The sequence below is a fragment of the Candidatus Brocadia sinica JPN1 genome, assembly GCF_000949635.1.
GTDB lineage: Bacteria > Planctomycetota > Brocadiia > Brocadiales > Brocadiaceae > Brocadia > Brocadia sinica.
Genome location: NZ_BAFN01000001.1, coordinates 3,933,274 through 3,948,139 on the forward strand (window position 1 = coordinate 3,933,274; position 14,866 = coordinate 3,948,139).

General features: G+C 40.9%; 15 protein-coding genes and 3 pseudogenes. 7 read left to right on the forward strand and 11 right to left on the reverse strand.

Annotation, left to right across the window (positions count from 1 at the left end; all coding sequences use genetic code 11):
* Positions 1–25: 25 nt before the first annotated feature.
* The 3 genes from BROSI_RS18135 (at position 26) to BROSI_RS18145 (ending at position 2,493) form a co-directional block, all read left to right on the forward strand.
* Positions 26–1,153 carry a DUF481 domain-containing protein gene (locus tag BROSI_RS18135; RefSeq protein WP_157842623.1) on the forward strand — a complete coding sequence of 376 codons (1,128 nt, stop codon included), beginning with the start codon at positions 26–28 and terminating at the stop codon, positions 1,151–1,153.
* A gap of 17 nt (positions 1,154–1,170) precedes the next feature.
* Positions 1,171–1,902: a metallopeptidase family protein gene (locus BROSI_RS18140; protein WP_052565394.1), complete on the forward strand. Its 732-nt coding sequence runs from the start codon at positions 1,171–1,173 to the stop codon at positions 1,900–1,902.
* A 105-nt stretch (positions 1,903–2,007) separates the two neighbouring features.
* Positions 2,008–2,493 (forward strand): YajQ family cyclic di-GMP-binding protein, encoded by a 486-nt coding sequence (locus BROSI_RS18145; protein ID WP_082059415.1) that lies wholly within the window; start codon positions 2,008–2,010, stop codon positions 2,491–2,493.
* A 146-nt stretch (positions 2,494–2,639) separates the two neighbouring features.
* On the opposite strand, the gene BROSI_RS18150 is transcribed toward BROSI_RS18145, so the two are convergent.
* The 4 genes from BROSI_RS18150 to galE all read right to left on the reverse strand — a co-directional run bounded on the left by BROSI_RS18150 (position 2,640) and on the right by galE (position 6,652).
* Positions 2,640–2,936: a hypothetical protein gene (locus tag BROSI_RS18150; protein ID WP_052565398.1), complete on the reverse strand. Its 297-nt coding sequence runs from the start codon at positions 2,934–2,936 to the stop codon at positions 2,640–2,642.
* Positions 2,937–3,008: 72 nt separating this feature from the next.
* Positions 3,009–4,379 (reverse strand): IS66 family transposase, encoded by a 1,371-nt coding sequence (gene tnpC / locus BROSI_RS18155; protein WP_052565400.1) that lies wholly within the window; start codon positions 4,377–4,379, stop codon positions 3,009–3,011.
* Positions 4,366–5,247 carry a Druantia anti-phage system protein DruA gene (locus tag BROSI_RS18160; protein WP_052565402.1) on the reverse strand — a complete coding sequence of 294 codons (882 nt, stop codon included), beginning with the start codon at positions 5,245–5,247 and terminating at the stop codon, positions 4,366–4,368. Before BROSI_RS18160 ends, tnpC begins: the two co-directional genes overlap by 14 nt.
* A gap of 355 nt (positions 5,248–5,602) precedes the next feature.
* On the reverse strand, positions 5,603–6,652 hold the full coding sequence (gene galE, locus BROSI_RS18165) for a UDP-glucose 4-epimerase GalE (RefSeq protein WP_052565404.1): 1,050 nt from the start codon (positions 6,650–6,652) through the stop codon (positions 5,603–5,605).
* Between the two features lie 277 nt (positions 6,653–6,929).
* On the opposite strand from galE, the pseudogene BROSI_RS19385 reads away from it, so the two are divergent.
* Positions 6,930–8,029, forward strand: a pseudogene (locus BROSI_RS19385) (IS1380 family transposase).
* Positions 8,030–8,794: 765 nt separating this feature from the next.
* Here the strand turns inward: BROSI_RS19385 and BROSI_RS20115 are convergent.
* Positions 8,795–8,938: a hypothetical protein gene (locus BROSI_RS20115; RefSeq protein ID WP_157842624.1), complete on the reverse strand. Its 144-nt coding sequence runs from the start codon at positions 8,936–8,938 to the stop codon at positions 8,795–8,797.
* 468 nt (positions 8,939–9,406) lie between these two features.
* Between BROSI_RS20115 and BROSI_RS21530 the strand changes: the two are divergent.
* Positions 9,407–9,602 (forward strand): annotated as a pseudogene (locus tag BROSI_RS21530) (type I restriction-modification system subunit M N-terminal domain-containing protein); the annotation flags it as partial.
* A pseudogene (locus BROSI_RS18180) lies at positions 9,601–10,049 on the forward strand (YgjP-like metallopeptidase domain-containing protein). The pseudogenes BROSI_RS21530 and BROSI_RS18180, both read left to right, overlap by 2 nt.
* Before the next feature lie 283 nt (positions 10,050–10,332).
* Here BROSI_RS18180 and rpsI read toward each other — a convergent pair.
* The 4 genes from rpsI to BROSI_RS20125 form a co-directional block, all read right to left on the reverse strand.
* Positions 10,333–10,728, reverse strand: a complete 396-nt coding sequence (rpsI, locus tag BROSI_RS18185) for a 30S ribosomal protein S9 (protein WP_052565411.1) — start codon at positions 10,726–10,728, stop codon at positions 10,333–10,335.
* Positions 10,729–10,743: 15 nt separating this feature from the next.
* A complete protein-coding gene (gene rplM, locus BROSI_RS18190) occupies positions 10,744–11,178 on the reverse strand; it encodes a 50S ribosomal protein L13 (protein WP_052565413.1) in 435 nt (144 codons plus the stop codon).
* Between the two features lie 97 nt (positions 11,179–11,275).
* A complete protein-coding gene (locus BROSI_RS20120) occupies positions 11,276–11,437 on the reverse strand; it encodes a hypothetical protein (protein WP_157842627.1) in 162 nt (53 codons plus the stop codon).
* Between the two features lie 54 nt (positions 11,438–11,491).
* On the reverse strand, positions 11,492–11,662 hold the full coding sequence (locus BROSI_RS20125; protein WP_157842628.1) for a hypothetical protein: 171 nt from the start codon (positions 11,660–11,662) through the stop codon (positions 11,492–11,494).
* A 264-nt stretch (positions 11,663–11,926) separates the two neighbouring features.
* Between BROSI_RS20125 and BROSI_RS18195 the strand changes: the two genes are divergently transcribed.
* Positions 11,927–12,400, forward strand: a complete 474-nt coding sequence (locus tag BROSI_RS18195; protein WP_052565941.1) for a 3-hydroxyacyl-ACP dehydratase FabZ family protein — start codon at positions 11,927–11,929, stop codon at positions 12,398–12,400.
* A 15-nt stretch (positions 12,401–12,415) separates the two neighbouring features.
* Here BROSI_RS18195 and BROSI_RS18200 read toward each other — a convergent pair whose 3' ends face one another.
* Together BROSI_RS18200 and glgP are read right to left on the reverse strand one after the other, a co-directional pair.
* Positions 12,416–13,138 carry an HAD family hydrolase gene (locus BROSI_RS18200; RefSeq protein WP_052565415.1) on the reverse strand — a complete coding sequence of 241 codons (723 nt, stop codon included), beginning with the start codon at positions 13,136–13,138 and terminating at the stop codon, positions 12,416–12,418.
* 4 nt (positions 13,139–13,142) lie between these two features.
* Positions 13,143–14,840: an alpha-glucan family phosphorylase gene (gene glgP, locus BROSI_RS18205; RefSeq protein ID WP_052565417.1), complete on the reverse strand. Its 1,698-nt coding sequence runs from the start codon at positions 14,838–14,840 to the stop codon at positions 13,143–13,145.
* Between the last annotated feature and the right edge of the window lie 26 nt (positions 14,841–14,866).

Consider the following 14,866-nt stretch of genomic DNA (forward strand, 5'->3'; position numbering starts at 1 on the left):
TCTTTTATTAGCATATGTATGTCTTATGGATAGGGCAATTTCTGATGAGATAAAAACGATCGACGGCGATATTATCGAGGGAGAAGTAGTGGATGTCGATGAGGAATATCTTTCTATAAGACACAGTGGAGACAGCATTAGTTTTCTTCAATGGCGCATTATCAGCCTTATTTCGAGAGATAAGGAGGTCATTATTGTAAACCGTGACGAAACTCAGAAAAAATTTTCTATTCTGAAAACTGCGAATAGTTTATCTGCTAAAGACATAAATCTTACGGCAACAGATAAGATATCGGATATTTATCCTAAAGAAATGATGGAGCGTCATCCTTTCTTTGAACGAGGAGTGAAACAATCCGTACAAACAGACGATGCTCGTCCCAATGTTCCAGATACGAAAAAAACAGGGAAATCAGAACAGTCAGGCTCTTCTCCTGGCACTTTCGATACAAAAGTTGCGTCTGCGCAGAGTCCTTCCACACCACCGAAGACGTGGAAAGGGAGTGTTGGCGCTGGTATTAATATTAAAGACGGAAATACAGAATCAACTTCGACACATGTAAAGGGAGGGTACACGAATGAACGAAAACGGGATAATATCTATTTTGATGCGCTCGCCCTTTATGAAGTAGTGACTAACAAGGCTACAGATGTAGATGAAGAAACTGTTAATGAACAACGGGCTACTGCGAAATACGAATATAAGCACACCCTCAGGTTATATTCCTTTTTCAATCAGTACTTTGAGCATGATGAAATCGAGAATTTAAATTACCGCTTCATTTCATCGCCAGGTATGGGTTACCGGTTTGTTCTTAAGGATGCCTTAAAATATAAGGTAGAAGGCGGACCAGCATATGCCCGCGAAAGATTTCGGGGGGGGATTATAGAGGAAACATTGGGTATAAGGATAGGACAATATTTTGATTGGAAAATCCTTCCTACGACTGCGTTTTATGCAAAAACTGAATATGTACAGAGCGCAGAAGAAGCTGCTGATTGGCGATTGGATTCAGGCATGGGAATAAAGCATAATCTTACAAAGTCTTTATCACTGAACCTGGAATTACTTGACCAGTACGACAATACACCAGGTGAGGGTAAAGAAAAGGAGGATAGGGCGGTAATTGGTAGCGTGGGATATAATTTCTGATTATCTCTGCAAAGTGTATGGAAAAAAAATTGGAGTTATTAAAATGCCTTCACTGTGGCAAGACATATCAATTCGATGAATACCATCAGGATAAAGGTATGAAATGTTTTGGCTGCGGTATGGAATTGGTTCCTCTCATTGCTGATAAAATCATCTCCAGGGATACAAAAGAGTCTTGTGTGCTATTGGGATTTTTCACGATTGTTGCCCTTTTGGGAGCGATAGGGGGCGTTATGCTGGCACATGGTTGGAACTTTTGGGTCACGTTTGCCATGGTAGGCGGAATAGTCTTTTTCATCAGTAAAATATTTATGAGTAGATATAAGATTAGTGAAATCGGTGAGTATTTATCGGGTGAAATAGCGCCAGAATATCAAGGCGCACAGCATGCAATAGTTTTCGACCGGTTTGTGGTTGATGCTATTGATGAATTGCCGCAGAAATTGAAGGACCGGCTATCAAATGTATCTATTGTTGTAGAGGATAAACCAGACAGGTATATTTTAGAAAAATTGAGGTTAATGTCGAATACAATATTGCTTGGTTTATTTCAGGGTGTGCCGCTCAGCAAGAAAAGTGTTTGGCAATCCGGTACTATGCCTGAAAGGATTACCCTATTTCAAAAAAATATTGAAAAAATCTGCCGTTCTGATGAAGAGATTAAGCAAAGAATCAAAGAAGTGTTACGACACGAAGTAGCGCATTTTGTTGGTTTTACTGAGGAAGAAGTAAGAAAATTAGGCTATTAATGACGGCATAAAGGCTCAGTTTCAAAATGGTAAAAAACACTTGAAAAACAGAATTTTATATCCCGTTTTGGACATGGATTTTAAGGAGATACCAATATGGCAGAAATGCATTCATTTGACATCGTATGTAAGGTAGAAATGCACGAGGTTAATAATGCAGTTGATCAGGCCAGGAAACAGATAGCGGTACGATATGACTTCAAGGGGAGCAAATCGTCTATTACGTTAAATATCGATAACTCAATAACATTAATTGCTGATGACGATTACAAGATGGGGTGCCTGACAGATATTTTAAAAGAGAAGTTCGAAAAAAGAGGAATCCCCCTGAAAGCGCTTAATTTTAGCAAGGCTGAGAAGGCATTAGGGGGTACCGTCCGACAGGTTCTTACCTTTCAATCGGGCATCCCAATGGAAAAGGCAAAGGAACTCGTCAAATTTATAAAAGGCTTAAAACTCAAAATACAAGCGCAGATTCAGGAAGATAAGGTTCGGGTATCGGGACAAAAAATAGATGATTTACAGACAATAATAAAGACGATTAAAGATCAAAATTATGATTTTGCCATGCAATTTATAAATTTTAAATAACTGAGGAAGCGAGAAAGAGCTAGTGAAATGGATATAACGATAAAAAGCGGAGGGCATTGTTCTACGTGGGGAACAATGCTTTGTCCAGACTTCATCTCCATCCAGACTGAGCTTTATTTTATAACCATCAACTGAACCTGTCAAGCCTAACCAGACTTTCGTAATTCGCACTCAAAAACGGTTATTTTTAGGCATGTATCGCCGTGAACCTTTTGAAGTCTTATCTCCGCCTCCGTAAGTATCGCCCATAATTTTGACCTCGAAAGAGTAACCAATTGGTCTCGCTTTCTCTTGGCTGCCTCATGATGAATATGATTCAATAATAAACTATATGTCCATAATTCGTATGAATACCCAAGTTCCAACGGCTTTTTGCATGCCAAGTTTACTATGGACATCTTGTCCTCATCAGCAATCTTTGCAAGCGCTCCAGGTCTCGGCAAAATCTTTTAACGCCACTTCTATACCCATTGAACTACATTTATCTAAATGTAACACTTTAGTTCTTTGAAAAATTAACAAGCGATTTTATAGGCCAACCCAGAAGGCGTTTTTACCGTCAGGGCGTTTTTGGCAATTGCCAGAAGGTTTTCAACGGGATTAGCACCTTGTAATTCCGCAGAGCGAAGCAATGTCATAAGGATAGCCTGGGTATTCGCACCTTGAGCAGAACGATTTTGTTGTGAGATCTTTCGAGTCAATACCGGCTTTCGCATCTGTTGCTCAGCATGGTTATTATAGGGACTCACGCCCTCATGTTCCAGGAACGTAAAGAGTTCCTCTTTATGGCGATTCAGACGTTTGATCAGTCTTTGTGCGTCTTTATCCTGATAGGGTGTTATCAAAAACTGTTCAAGCCGATAATGTAATCTCTTTTTCAACCGAAGAAAGCATTCTGGACTCAAATGGTTCTTTTCCTCCGATAACCGCAATGCGTCTTTGAGCACACGAGAGAGTTTTTTCCGGAAAGCTTTCCATGGAATTGACCGATTGTATGTGTCGACTTTTACCAGTTCCGTGAACAGATGATAGAAACACCGCTGCTTTGCCAGTGCGTTTATCTTGTTATAAGCGCCCCAGAAGTCACAAATCAGGATGCCCTTGAATAGTCTGCCTAAGAACTTTTTTATGACAGGCGATCCCCGATTGCGTGTTATGAGGTAGTAGCAGAGGGTTTTGGTGGTAAAACACCACAACCAATGGGTTTTCCCGTTCAACCGCCACCCTGTTTCATCTGCGTGTAAAACGGCACTTGCGGAGACTTTTTGTCCAATATCGTTATACCGTGATTCCAGGAGTGTTGCAAGGGACTTCCAAGCCTGGGTTAAACCACCGGCGCTTATGTGAAAGTTGAAAAATACGGAAACCATCTTTACGATATTGTTTATACTTATGCCGACTAAGTAATGAAGCCAGGCGGTAAAGACAACGAGGCGCAATCCGAGTCGGGCATTTGGCAACGCGTCTGTGACCGTAGGCTGGACAATCTTTCTACAACAAGAACACCAGGAACCATGAACCGTATGTTCAGTCACGACCGGATCAATCTGTGGGATATCTTCGATGTATCGCTTATACGTTCTTACCGGATTTTGCAGTGGCTGGTGGCAATCAGGACAACTCTTGAGGGTATGTGTCTGATAGGCTGTTACTGTTTCCGGCCGTTTCCGGGAAATCCCCTTATGTCCGTGTTTCCTGCCACAAGGCCGTTTTTTCCTTTTGCTTGTGGGTTTGAGATACGGCGGTGTCATGCCGGGAGGGGTAGTTGGTCTCGGTTGATCGCAGAGTCGGTCATATTTCTCTGCTTTCTCGGCCAGTATCAGGATAGCTTGAATCGCATCCTCTCTGTCCATCTCCAAAATAGCTATGGCTTCATCCCTGGTCATGAGCAAGAAACCTCCGGAAGTTTCTCTCAAGAGGATAGAGGTAGAGTTCCTTAGGCTGTCCATGATACTGATAGCGATTGCCCCGTTTTGCATTCCCTTGGGTTTTCCCAACACGAATCCAATTGGCTGCCTGGTAGCAGGTGCCTTGAAACCGTGCGGTATCAACAAAGGTTTCAGCCAAATACACGGGATGGCCATAGACGGATTTCCAGTCATGTGACAAACGCCTCAGGGCGAGGGATAATACCTTGGATGCAAGGTGTTTGATCATAACCCAGGGTGGAATGAGAAATCGCACGTTACTTGCAATCAAATGCAAGTGTGTCCGTTTGGTAGACTCATCCCATCCGATGAAACGATCACGGTCTTTGACCTTCCATGCGGCACTTGCCCATCCAAGACAGGCAACGACCTGGTTGCCGATATGTACGATGTGCCTGATGTGTTCGCCAACAAGCCGGGGACATCCGAGGTAGTGGTAGTGATGAAGGAGATAACCCCAGAGGTACCTCTCTTGATGGTCTCTTACCACCTGGACCGTCGGGGTTTCATACTCGGTGATGGCACCTTCCAGTGTTCTTTTGACGAAAAGGGGCATCTGATCAAAGACCTTGGGTTTGAGATTGTTTTTCGGCCGTATTCGTGGCGGAAGCGAAACCAATCCCTGCTCTTCCAATCTCAGAAGGAGGTCTCGTGCTGCGTATTCTTTCAACTTGCCATTGGGCTGCATCCAGTCCCAACTCTTGCAGAGTTCTCGGGAAATATAACTTCGCCCTCTGAGAAAATGACGCTCAGTGAGAGCCTTGATAAAGGCTATATCGTCTGCATGCAGTTCTCGTGAACGGTAGTGGAATAGGATAGGCTTCATAATCAGATTCCTTTTCTCTGAAGCCCTTTATACCACAAATGGCAAACTGACGTCAGCGTTTTTTTGCGTTTTAACGCTCTTACGGTAAAAACGCCTTCTGGGTTGGCCTATAAAATCGCTTGTTAATTTTTCAAAGAACTAAAGTGTTACAGCTTTTTTAATTCATTATATTTATCAGAAGGAAACACGAAAATACATCTAGACTAATGAGGCTTGGTAAGACCCAACAAGGAATGGCAGACAATAGCTAAACAACCCCAGCTATGCTCGAACCATTGTTTGGATGGGATGCCTCGGGGTTGGGATTAGGATACGTCTATATCCCAATAGTTTGTCAGTATCATCAACCGGTAAATTATTTCGCTGTAATTGTTAAGATATTCTGCTGCCATTTCCAGGCCGAAAGCATCATGTCGTCTAATCCGTACTTGGGTTGCCAGCCTAGTTCCTTCCTCGCGAGATCGTTATTGGCATAAATTGCCATAACATCCCCGCTTCTTCTCGGTCCAACCTCGTAATTCAGCTTTTTCCCCGATACTTTTTCAAAGGATTTGATTGCTTCAAAGACCGTAATGCCGTTTCCGGTGCCAAGGTTGAATATACTGCAAGCCTCCGGATTTTTACCCTTCAGCACAAATTCAAGCGCTTTAATGTGTGCATCTGCAATATCGCTGACGTGTATGTAATCCCTGATGCAGGAGCCGTCTCTGGTTTCATAATCACCGCCGTGGACATACATTTTCGGGATAAGTCCTGCAGCGGTTCGGGTAATCACAGGCACCAGGCTTGTAGGAGGCCCTAGCGGCAGTTCACCGATTTTTGCGCTCGGATGAGCGCCGGCAGGATTAAAATAGCGGAGTAAAACAGATTTGAATTCCGGAGTGTATTTCGTGAATGATTTCACCATTTCCTCCCCCATCTGTTTGGTATGAGCGTATGGCGATTCAGCTTCGTGCAGTTCAACTTTTTCTGTAACCGGCAGGGTATTAATGTTGCCGTACACAGAACAGGAGGAAGAAAAAATGAAATTCCTGATTTTTTTCTCCCTGCACAGGTAAAGGATGTTTACAAGGCTTTCCATGTTATTATGGTAGTACAACAATGAATCGGCCACGCTTTCAGGTACAGACTTAAATGCAGCAAAGTGAATAATGCCCTTTACTGTATTTGTTTGTTTGAGGATGTGCATCAGATCCGCTTTGTTGCAGAGGTTAACTTTGAACCACGCCAGGCGGTTTCCCTTGCCTGTTATTTCATTTATCCTTCTGTAGGTGTCTTCGGTGGAGTTGGAATAATTATCAAGGGAAATTACCCGGTAATCCGTTTGTTCAAGAAGTTCAATAACGGTGTGAGAACCGATGTAACCGGCGCCTCCTGTAACAATGATGGTATCAGAATTATTCATTAGTTTCCTTGAATGACTTGAAAATACTTATAGAATCGAAGAAAATCGAAACACAACAGATCAGGAAAAAAAGTCTTTCATATTTTAGCATAAATATTCACTATTTCCATAACTTTTTTATTCTCGCAAAGTTACAGAATTATGCAGTTTTGCAAATCGTACTTGGTTCGTACCCTGTTAACCCGGATTTCTCACCGATATGTTAGACAACCCTCGATATTTATGGTATAAGATGTTTGTAAAGAACAGATTATACATAGCAAGAGGAGGGTTGAAGGTGAAAACAGGGTGTAAAGATGCAATAGAGTATCAAGGGTTAAGCGGAAGGAAGGTAATATCGCAATTTAATAGAGGGCAAATAACAACCGACGCCGGAGGCCTGTTACTGAGAGGATTAGAACAGGCAAGAGGTTTCATGAAAGAGTTTTCAAAGTGTTTTACCAATTATCGGGATCAGGACGCAATAGAGCATACAGTAGAAGAATTATTATCACAGAGGATATATGGGATAGCGTTAGGATATGAGGACTTGAATGATCATGATCAATTGAGGATAGACCCATTGTTGGCGGTTTTGTGCAAGAAGAAAGACCCGACAGGGCAGGATAGGCGAAGCAAGATTGTTTTGGATTTAGATGCGACGGATGATCCGATACACGGGAGCCAGGAAGGTCGTTTTTTCCACGAATGGCCTGAGGTGAAAATTGTAGTGCGGGGTGATTCGGGGTCTGCGAGGGAAGAAATCATGAGTTGGTGTGAAGCAACCATGTGGACTATCTCTTTGGGCTTGCAAGGAATTCTCGACTACAAGAAGAGATACAAGGCGAAATGGAAGAGGCAAGAAAACAATATGAGCAGACAGGAAGAGCATCCAGGGTGTATAAAGATTTTTTCTATAAAACGGTGAAGAGTTGGTCCAAGGGTCGTCGGGTAGTGGGCAAGGTGGAATATTTAGAGAAGGGGCCAAATCCCCGGTTTGTAGTAACATCACTAAAATCGGAGGAGAAAGATGCCAGGAGTCTTTACGAGCAAGAGTATTGTGCACGTGGGGAGATGGAAAACAGGATCAAGGAACAGCAGTTACATTTGTTTGCCGACCGGACAAGTACAGAGACGATGCGTGCCAATCAACTGAGGCTGTGGTTCTCGTCAGTGGCTTATGTGTTACTCAACGAATTAAGACGGATAGGGCTTTGTTCAACAGAATTCTCACAAGCACAGTGCAGCACGATCCGAACAAAACTGCTCAAGATTGGCGCGCAGGTAAAGGTGAGTGTAAGGAGAATCGCAGTTTGCCTGTCCAGTGCTTATCCCTATAAAGAAGTCTTTCAGCGCGCTTTTCAAAACATTCGTAAAGCGTATCCAATGCTCTGTTGAAGTTCAGAAAAGATTTACCATTGTAAGTATGATTGCTAAGCCGGACGGGAGCGCTACGCCCAAAATACGCCTTTTGATAGCATCTCCCGGGTTTTTATCAATAAAACGATGAGGATATTCAATGTTGATGCATAAAAGCAGAAAAATCAGTCTTGGATACCAAACTCATTATGTATTTTGAAACCTTTTGATATTACAAATTACCCTCTGTGAGAAATGCGGGTTAAGAGAGAGTTAGTGAGGTTAAACGTTCCTCAAGATATAAAAAATGAATTTAAAGGTTGTATTGATGTATCTATTCAACCGCTCTTAGTTCCCCTCCTAAAGTTCTTTGAAATTATCAGTAACATTGAAATAAGACCCGTCCAACAAATATCAAAAGTATATAAAGTGCGTCGTAGTCTTTGAAATGTTACTGTTAATATAATGCTTCCTTAACCCGATGGAAAAACAGAAAGGGGTATACGTAATGAGGAAGTCAGAAAGGCAGCCTGATATGTCGGAAACGGCATATCAGGCTATTTTTATTTGTAGTTGTTACAATTTTGTTAATCTGGGTCTTCTCCCTATCATCGAGTGGGTAAAAATGAGGGGAAAAATCATAGAACCCGCTATACGATAGTGTTTTATGCTTGTTTGAGCATCCAAAAATTATGATACCTAAATTCTGCGTCACACGGAAAATATTTATAGGACTATGTTAAAATGTTCAACTGCAAAAGCATATTGCAAATTTCTCTTAAACTGAAGATTGCACAGTTAGTATTATTCATATCGAGCTATTTCTTCAAGTTTATGCAAAATATCTTTAGATGTATAATCCTTATCTCCTTCCATCATACTAGTTAAGGCATCAACAGTATCATAAAGCATTTCTAAGGTGTCTTCATTGTATTCATACGTATTCATGTTGTCACCTCCTAAAAGTTTAGCGATATAAATAAAACACGTATTTTACAGTAGCAAAGTAAATGCCGAATATACAGCTTGGAAATAAACGGCATAGATGCAACATGTAATTCTCTATTTGACATAGGGATTATTTCGCCATTTTCTGCCATTTCTTATGGACTTTTAGAAAACTTCATTAGTTTAGATGTATTTTCATGTAAATGATTTTGTATTGATTTCTTCCTGCAAACTGCTATTATAACCAGCCAGCAACCCTTGAAAAGGGATTTTCCCGTCTCTATTACAAACCTATTGTATAGCATATTCACCGTAATCATGATAAATTGATAATCGAACACGTAAAGATACTTCAGTTAAGCACATTGTGTGTCTTCAGAAATACACGCGTTTTTTTTAGTATTTTTAATTTTCACCAATAAGGTTCTTATGATAAGAGAATAAAAGAATGGCCATAAAAAATCTGAACTGTACAGTTCCCTCTGGGTGAGTTGTGATGAACTCCGCGGAGGTATGGATGCCTCTCATACAAAGACTATGTGCTGGGTTCATCAAATACATCTCTGACAAATATGCCTGAGTTCCCTATGCGCCTATTACTGTGCCCAAAGGCGCCAGCTTTAAAGACATGGTTGCCCTTAAAGGTAAACCCACCATTGGCGATGGACCTGGAAACTATTAGGGTTTTTGCCATATCAAAATTGAGTTGGATAAAAAAGCAGCAGCAAAAACTGCTCAGTCAGGAACGGGAAACCCCAAGAGAACATTTAACACGGGAAAGTCATTACTATCTGGGCAAGCGTACTTGATGAAAGTTATTGAGCATAATGCTACTCCAAAAGTTATATTAAAGCGCAGTGCTATTGCATTGTATGTAAGACCTGATACAAGCAGAGAAAAAAGGGGGGTTGTTTTGGATGAATGGTATCGCCAAAAGCTGAGGGAAATCGTTCCGGAATATATCGCCTATTGGAAGAAAAAGATGAGACTGGAAGAGGTTGAGTATGCCATAAAAAAGATGAAAACGAAATGGGGCATATGCAATAGAGAGGCAAAAAGAATCTGGTTAAATCTTGAACTGGCCAAAAAGCCGAAAGAATGTATTGAATAAATATATAATTGTGCATGAAATGGTGCATCTGTTAGAGCGTCATCAAAAGGTAGGGTTTTGAAGAATAAACCAATAGAGGGAAGTGCAAAAGTCTCCTTTTCCGGTCTGGCGGTAGGGCAAGCGTCCCCACTTGTCATTATGATGTCGACCGAGGATGGTTGGCCTACCGCAGGGCATTTATGGGTGTGTTTGAAACGGGTAAGACGCCTTATCCGTATAAAGGTTGTCAACATTAGCTTTATTGAGATTCTTCAAAAAAATAAACTAATACAGAAAACAAACATTATCGTTTTGTCCACTGGAAGCTCTTTCTTGCTCCCTTTTTGCCATATTTTTTCCGCTCTTTCATTCTGCTGTCTCTTGTTAAGAAACCACCCTCACGCAAATTATCAATAAAGGCAGGGTTCGATTTGGAAAGCGCACGTGCAATGCCGAGGGATATTGCACCTGCCTGTCCGGTTAAACCTCCTCCTTGTACAGTAACCAATACGTCAAATTCCCCCAAGGTTTTTGTGGTTTTCAAAGGAACCTGTACCATACCTCTCTCTCGGTCCACAGGGAAGTAAGTATCCAGGTCCTTATTATTGACCATGATTTTCCCCAATCCCTTTTTTATTCTTACCCTTGCAATAGATGATTTACGCCTACCTGTACCCCATATATATTGTTTTTCTGCCACTTTCTCCTCCTTACATTAATTCCGAATAACCAACTCTTTGGGTTGTTGTGCTTGATGCGGATGCTCTGCACCTGCATAAATCTTTAGTTTTCTCAACATATCCTTTCCCAGCCTCGATCTGGGCAACATTCTTCTTACTGATCGGTTGAGTATCTTTTCAGGCGCAGTTTCCAAGGTTTTCCCAACCATGCGTTTTCTCAGACCACTTTGAAAGCCAGTGACATAATAGTGAACCTTCTCCTGCATCTTTTTCCCAGTAAGCTTTACCTTACTCGCATTGGTAATAATAACGAAATCCCCTACATCAACATGGGGTGTGTACTCAGGTTTGTGCTTACCTTGAAGAACCCTGGAAATGGTGGTTAACATTCTTCCCAAGATCATATCGCTGGCGTCTACTATATACCAGTTTCTTTTTACAGTCTCTTTTTTTGCCATAAAAGTATTCATTGCTTTGTATTCCTTAAACTGTGAAAATCAAAAAGCGCCTTATCACAATAAGGCGCTTTTGAGTTATAAAATCGTTAAATTAAAAAATTTAAGACTATCAATGCTTACAAATACAGGGATCCGTCTTTCCCTTTTCACAACCTTCTTTACACTTTATATCTTTCGGGCAACCACAAGGCGCAGCGTAAATAGTGGTGACACATGCACTGATCATTAATGCACCAACAAAGGCCATCATAATACCAGTCCTTTTTAACATTTTTAATCTCCTTTCGGATCATTAAAGGTAATGAGCTCATGTACGGTACTTAAATTATTTGCAGTTACAATCCCTGCCTTTTCCTGAACAATGACTGCACGGGCAGCCTTCCTGGCACTGGCATGTGCCAGCAATCACTGATTTTACAAGAGTTGATACATTTACTAAACCAATTCCAAGCAGTAGTGCACCAGATACCATAAAGGGAACATACAATTTTCTCATTAACATCACCTCCTTGTTGCAAACATTGTACAAAAAATCTAAATTTTATTCTTAAGCCAACCTTAGATTTTTTCTAAAACGTACAAGATTGAGTTTTTATATCAAAATATATTGTAGTTGTCAATTATATTTTTGTTTGATAATTTTTTTTGCTCAATTAGATTTTCATTGACATGGTAACAAATCATCATTAATAATATGGAATACATAAAACGTTACACTTTATTTACTGGGTTCTACAAAATAAATTTTTCGTGTATCATCATGCCACAGGACATTTTAACTGATTTAAACAATTTAGATTTAAATAAACCGACAGTGGATATCGAGGCTATTCGTACCGTCATACCGCACCGATATGAGATGGAACAATTGAACGGCATTATAAAATTTGATCCTGAAAATAAAATTATAATAGGTTATAAAGATATTTCAAATAGTGAATTTTGGGTGCGGGGACACATTCCTGGTCGTCCCTTGATGCCTGGGGTAATTATGCTTGAAGCGGCTGCACAGTTATGTACCTACTATTACAAAAAAATCACCCAGGACGACCGCTTCCTTGGCTTCGGTGGTATCGACAAAGTCAAATTCCGTGGGAAAGTTATCCCTGGCGACAAACTCATTCTCATTGCAAAAAACAAGGAATTGCGTTCGCGCAGGGCCGTTTTTGACACTCAAGGTGTGGTAGATGGAAAACTCGTATTTGAAGGAGTTATTATTGGTATGGTAGTGTAGTGAAGTATGGGCGTCTTACAATCGGTCGATTGGTAAATAATCCACGATTTTTAATTCTAAAAGGTCTTTAATGTGTTCGATAGAATAATCAGGTTTGATGTATTTGGATGTCTCTTTTCGATATGCTTTATAATGTCTTCCGTGTTTAAACATCACTGTAACCATCCTCAAAGACTTGCTGGCAGTTAATTCATCATCTATCTTGTCTCCCACGCAGATAATTTCTTCAGGATTCAAATTATGGCGTTGCATGATTTCCTGGAAGCAATCCCTTTTTGTATGGCCATTATTCCTATCCGTAATCAGAATCTCATCAAAGTAACTGTTATTTAAACCCAGTAGATCAATTTTCTTTCTTTGAATTTGTTTCTCCCCGGAAGTGACGAGGATTAGTTTGTAACCTTGCGTTTTCAGTTGTTTCAGGGTGTCTGTTACGTCAGAAAAGAGGGTAATATTGGAGATGTCTACATGAATAAATTCTTCTAATAATTCCTTTGCGTATGCATTTGGAAGGTTGTAGAGCGATACAATCTTTTTGTAGACGTTACTTTGTGTTCCATACATTTTCTCCATATTCAATTGTAGGTTATATGCCTCATCTTCAGTGCAGTTGATCATCATGGCAATCGTTTTAGCAACCTGCCTTCGGCCCCGTAATACAAGTGTACCACTGCAGTCATAAAGGGTGTCATCCAGATCAAGGATGATAGCTTTGATTTTTTGGGAATTTTTCCGCATGTATTTATCTTATATAGGCTTCAGTCACATATCGGCGCATCATACGATGGGTATTAAAATAATATGCGATTTTACCAATAGAATTCTTCATAACCTTTATCCAGTGACTTTTATCTTTATAATACATGGGAATAATAATATTTTCCAATTTGTTGTACAAATCCTCAGCATCTGTCATGTCGTTAACATTTACAAGAGAGGATTCTAACGGCTTGGGACCAATAGACCAGCCTGTAATTCCTTCAATATGCCCCTCAATCCACCAACCATCCAGGATACTAAAATTGATTACACCGTTATGTGCTGCTTTCATGCCGCTGGTACCCGATGCCTCTCGGGGGCGCAACGGTGTATTGAGCCAGACATCCACTCCGGAAACCAATTTTAAGGCTTTTTCCATATTGTAATCTTTTAAAAATATAACTTTTATTTTATTGTCGATTGTTTTTGTAAACTCAATAATTTTTTTTATGATGTCTTTGCCAGGGATATCTTTTGGGTGTGCCTTTCCTGCATAAACAATTTGAAACCTTCCCTTTTCACCCACTTTTAAAAGTCGTTCCAGATTGGAAAATACCAAATCGGCCCTTTTGTAGGAAGCAAACCTTCTCGCAAATCCGACGGTTAACACATCTGGATTTAACTCTATGCCGGCAATATTTCTCACAAAATGAACTAGATCGTTTTTTGCGTGAAGATGAGCCGCCCACAATTCCTCATCGGGAATATTTTCGGCACGGACAAGCAACTCGGGTTCATTAGCCCAGCCAGGGATGTATTTGTCGTACAATTGCTTAAAACTTTCACACGTCCAGGTAAACGAATGAACACCGTTTGTAATGGCATTGATCTCGTAACCAGGGAATAAGGTTTTAGAAACCTCGCCGTGCTTTTTGGCAACGCCATTTATATATTTACTCAGGTTCAATGCAAGGAGCGTCATATTCAGATAGTGTTCACCTCCTAGCCTTTTCAGTAACTCCAACGGAACGACCGCACCCAGAATTTTATTTACAAGGTCATAGGAAAATCGATCATGGCCTGCCTCAATGGGGGTATGGGTCGTGAACACACACAAGTCTTTCACCGTGTCTGTGTCCCATATCCATCGTTCATCCCAAACACTTTCAACGTCTTTCTTGTGCATCAGGAGCAGTTCCAGAACCAATAAGCTGGCGTGCCCTTCGTTCATATGATATTTTTTGATATGGAATCCAAGGGCATGAAGCATGCGTACTCCGCCAATACCGAGTACGATCTCCTGCTTTAGCCGGTAATGCACATCGCCTCCATACAAAAAGGCGGTAATCTCCCGGTCTTCTTTTGTGTTTTCCTCAACATCCGTATCGAGATAGAGGACATCCACTTCTCCGCCAGTGATGCTTTGCACCTTATAGCGCCAGGCTTGAATATAAACATTGCGCTCCTCGATTTGAACCTTAACTTTTCTGGATAGACGTACCATAAATTTGGATGGGTCCCAAACCACCGGGTATTCAACTTGTCTCCCATCGCTGTCAATATCTTGACGAAAGTATCCCTTTTTTGAGATCAGCGTAACGGCAATAAGTGGTATCTTAAGATCGGCGCTAGATTTTATGGTGTCCCCAGCAAGGACGCCCAGGCCGCCGCTGTAGGTTGGTATGTCATTGGAGAGACCAATCTCCATGGAAAAATAGGCAATCTTTGCTTCGTTATTCATTAGAGATTTTTATCAAATTCATGGCG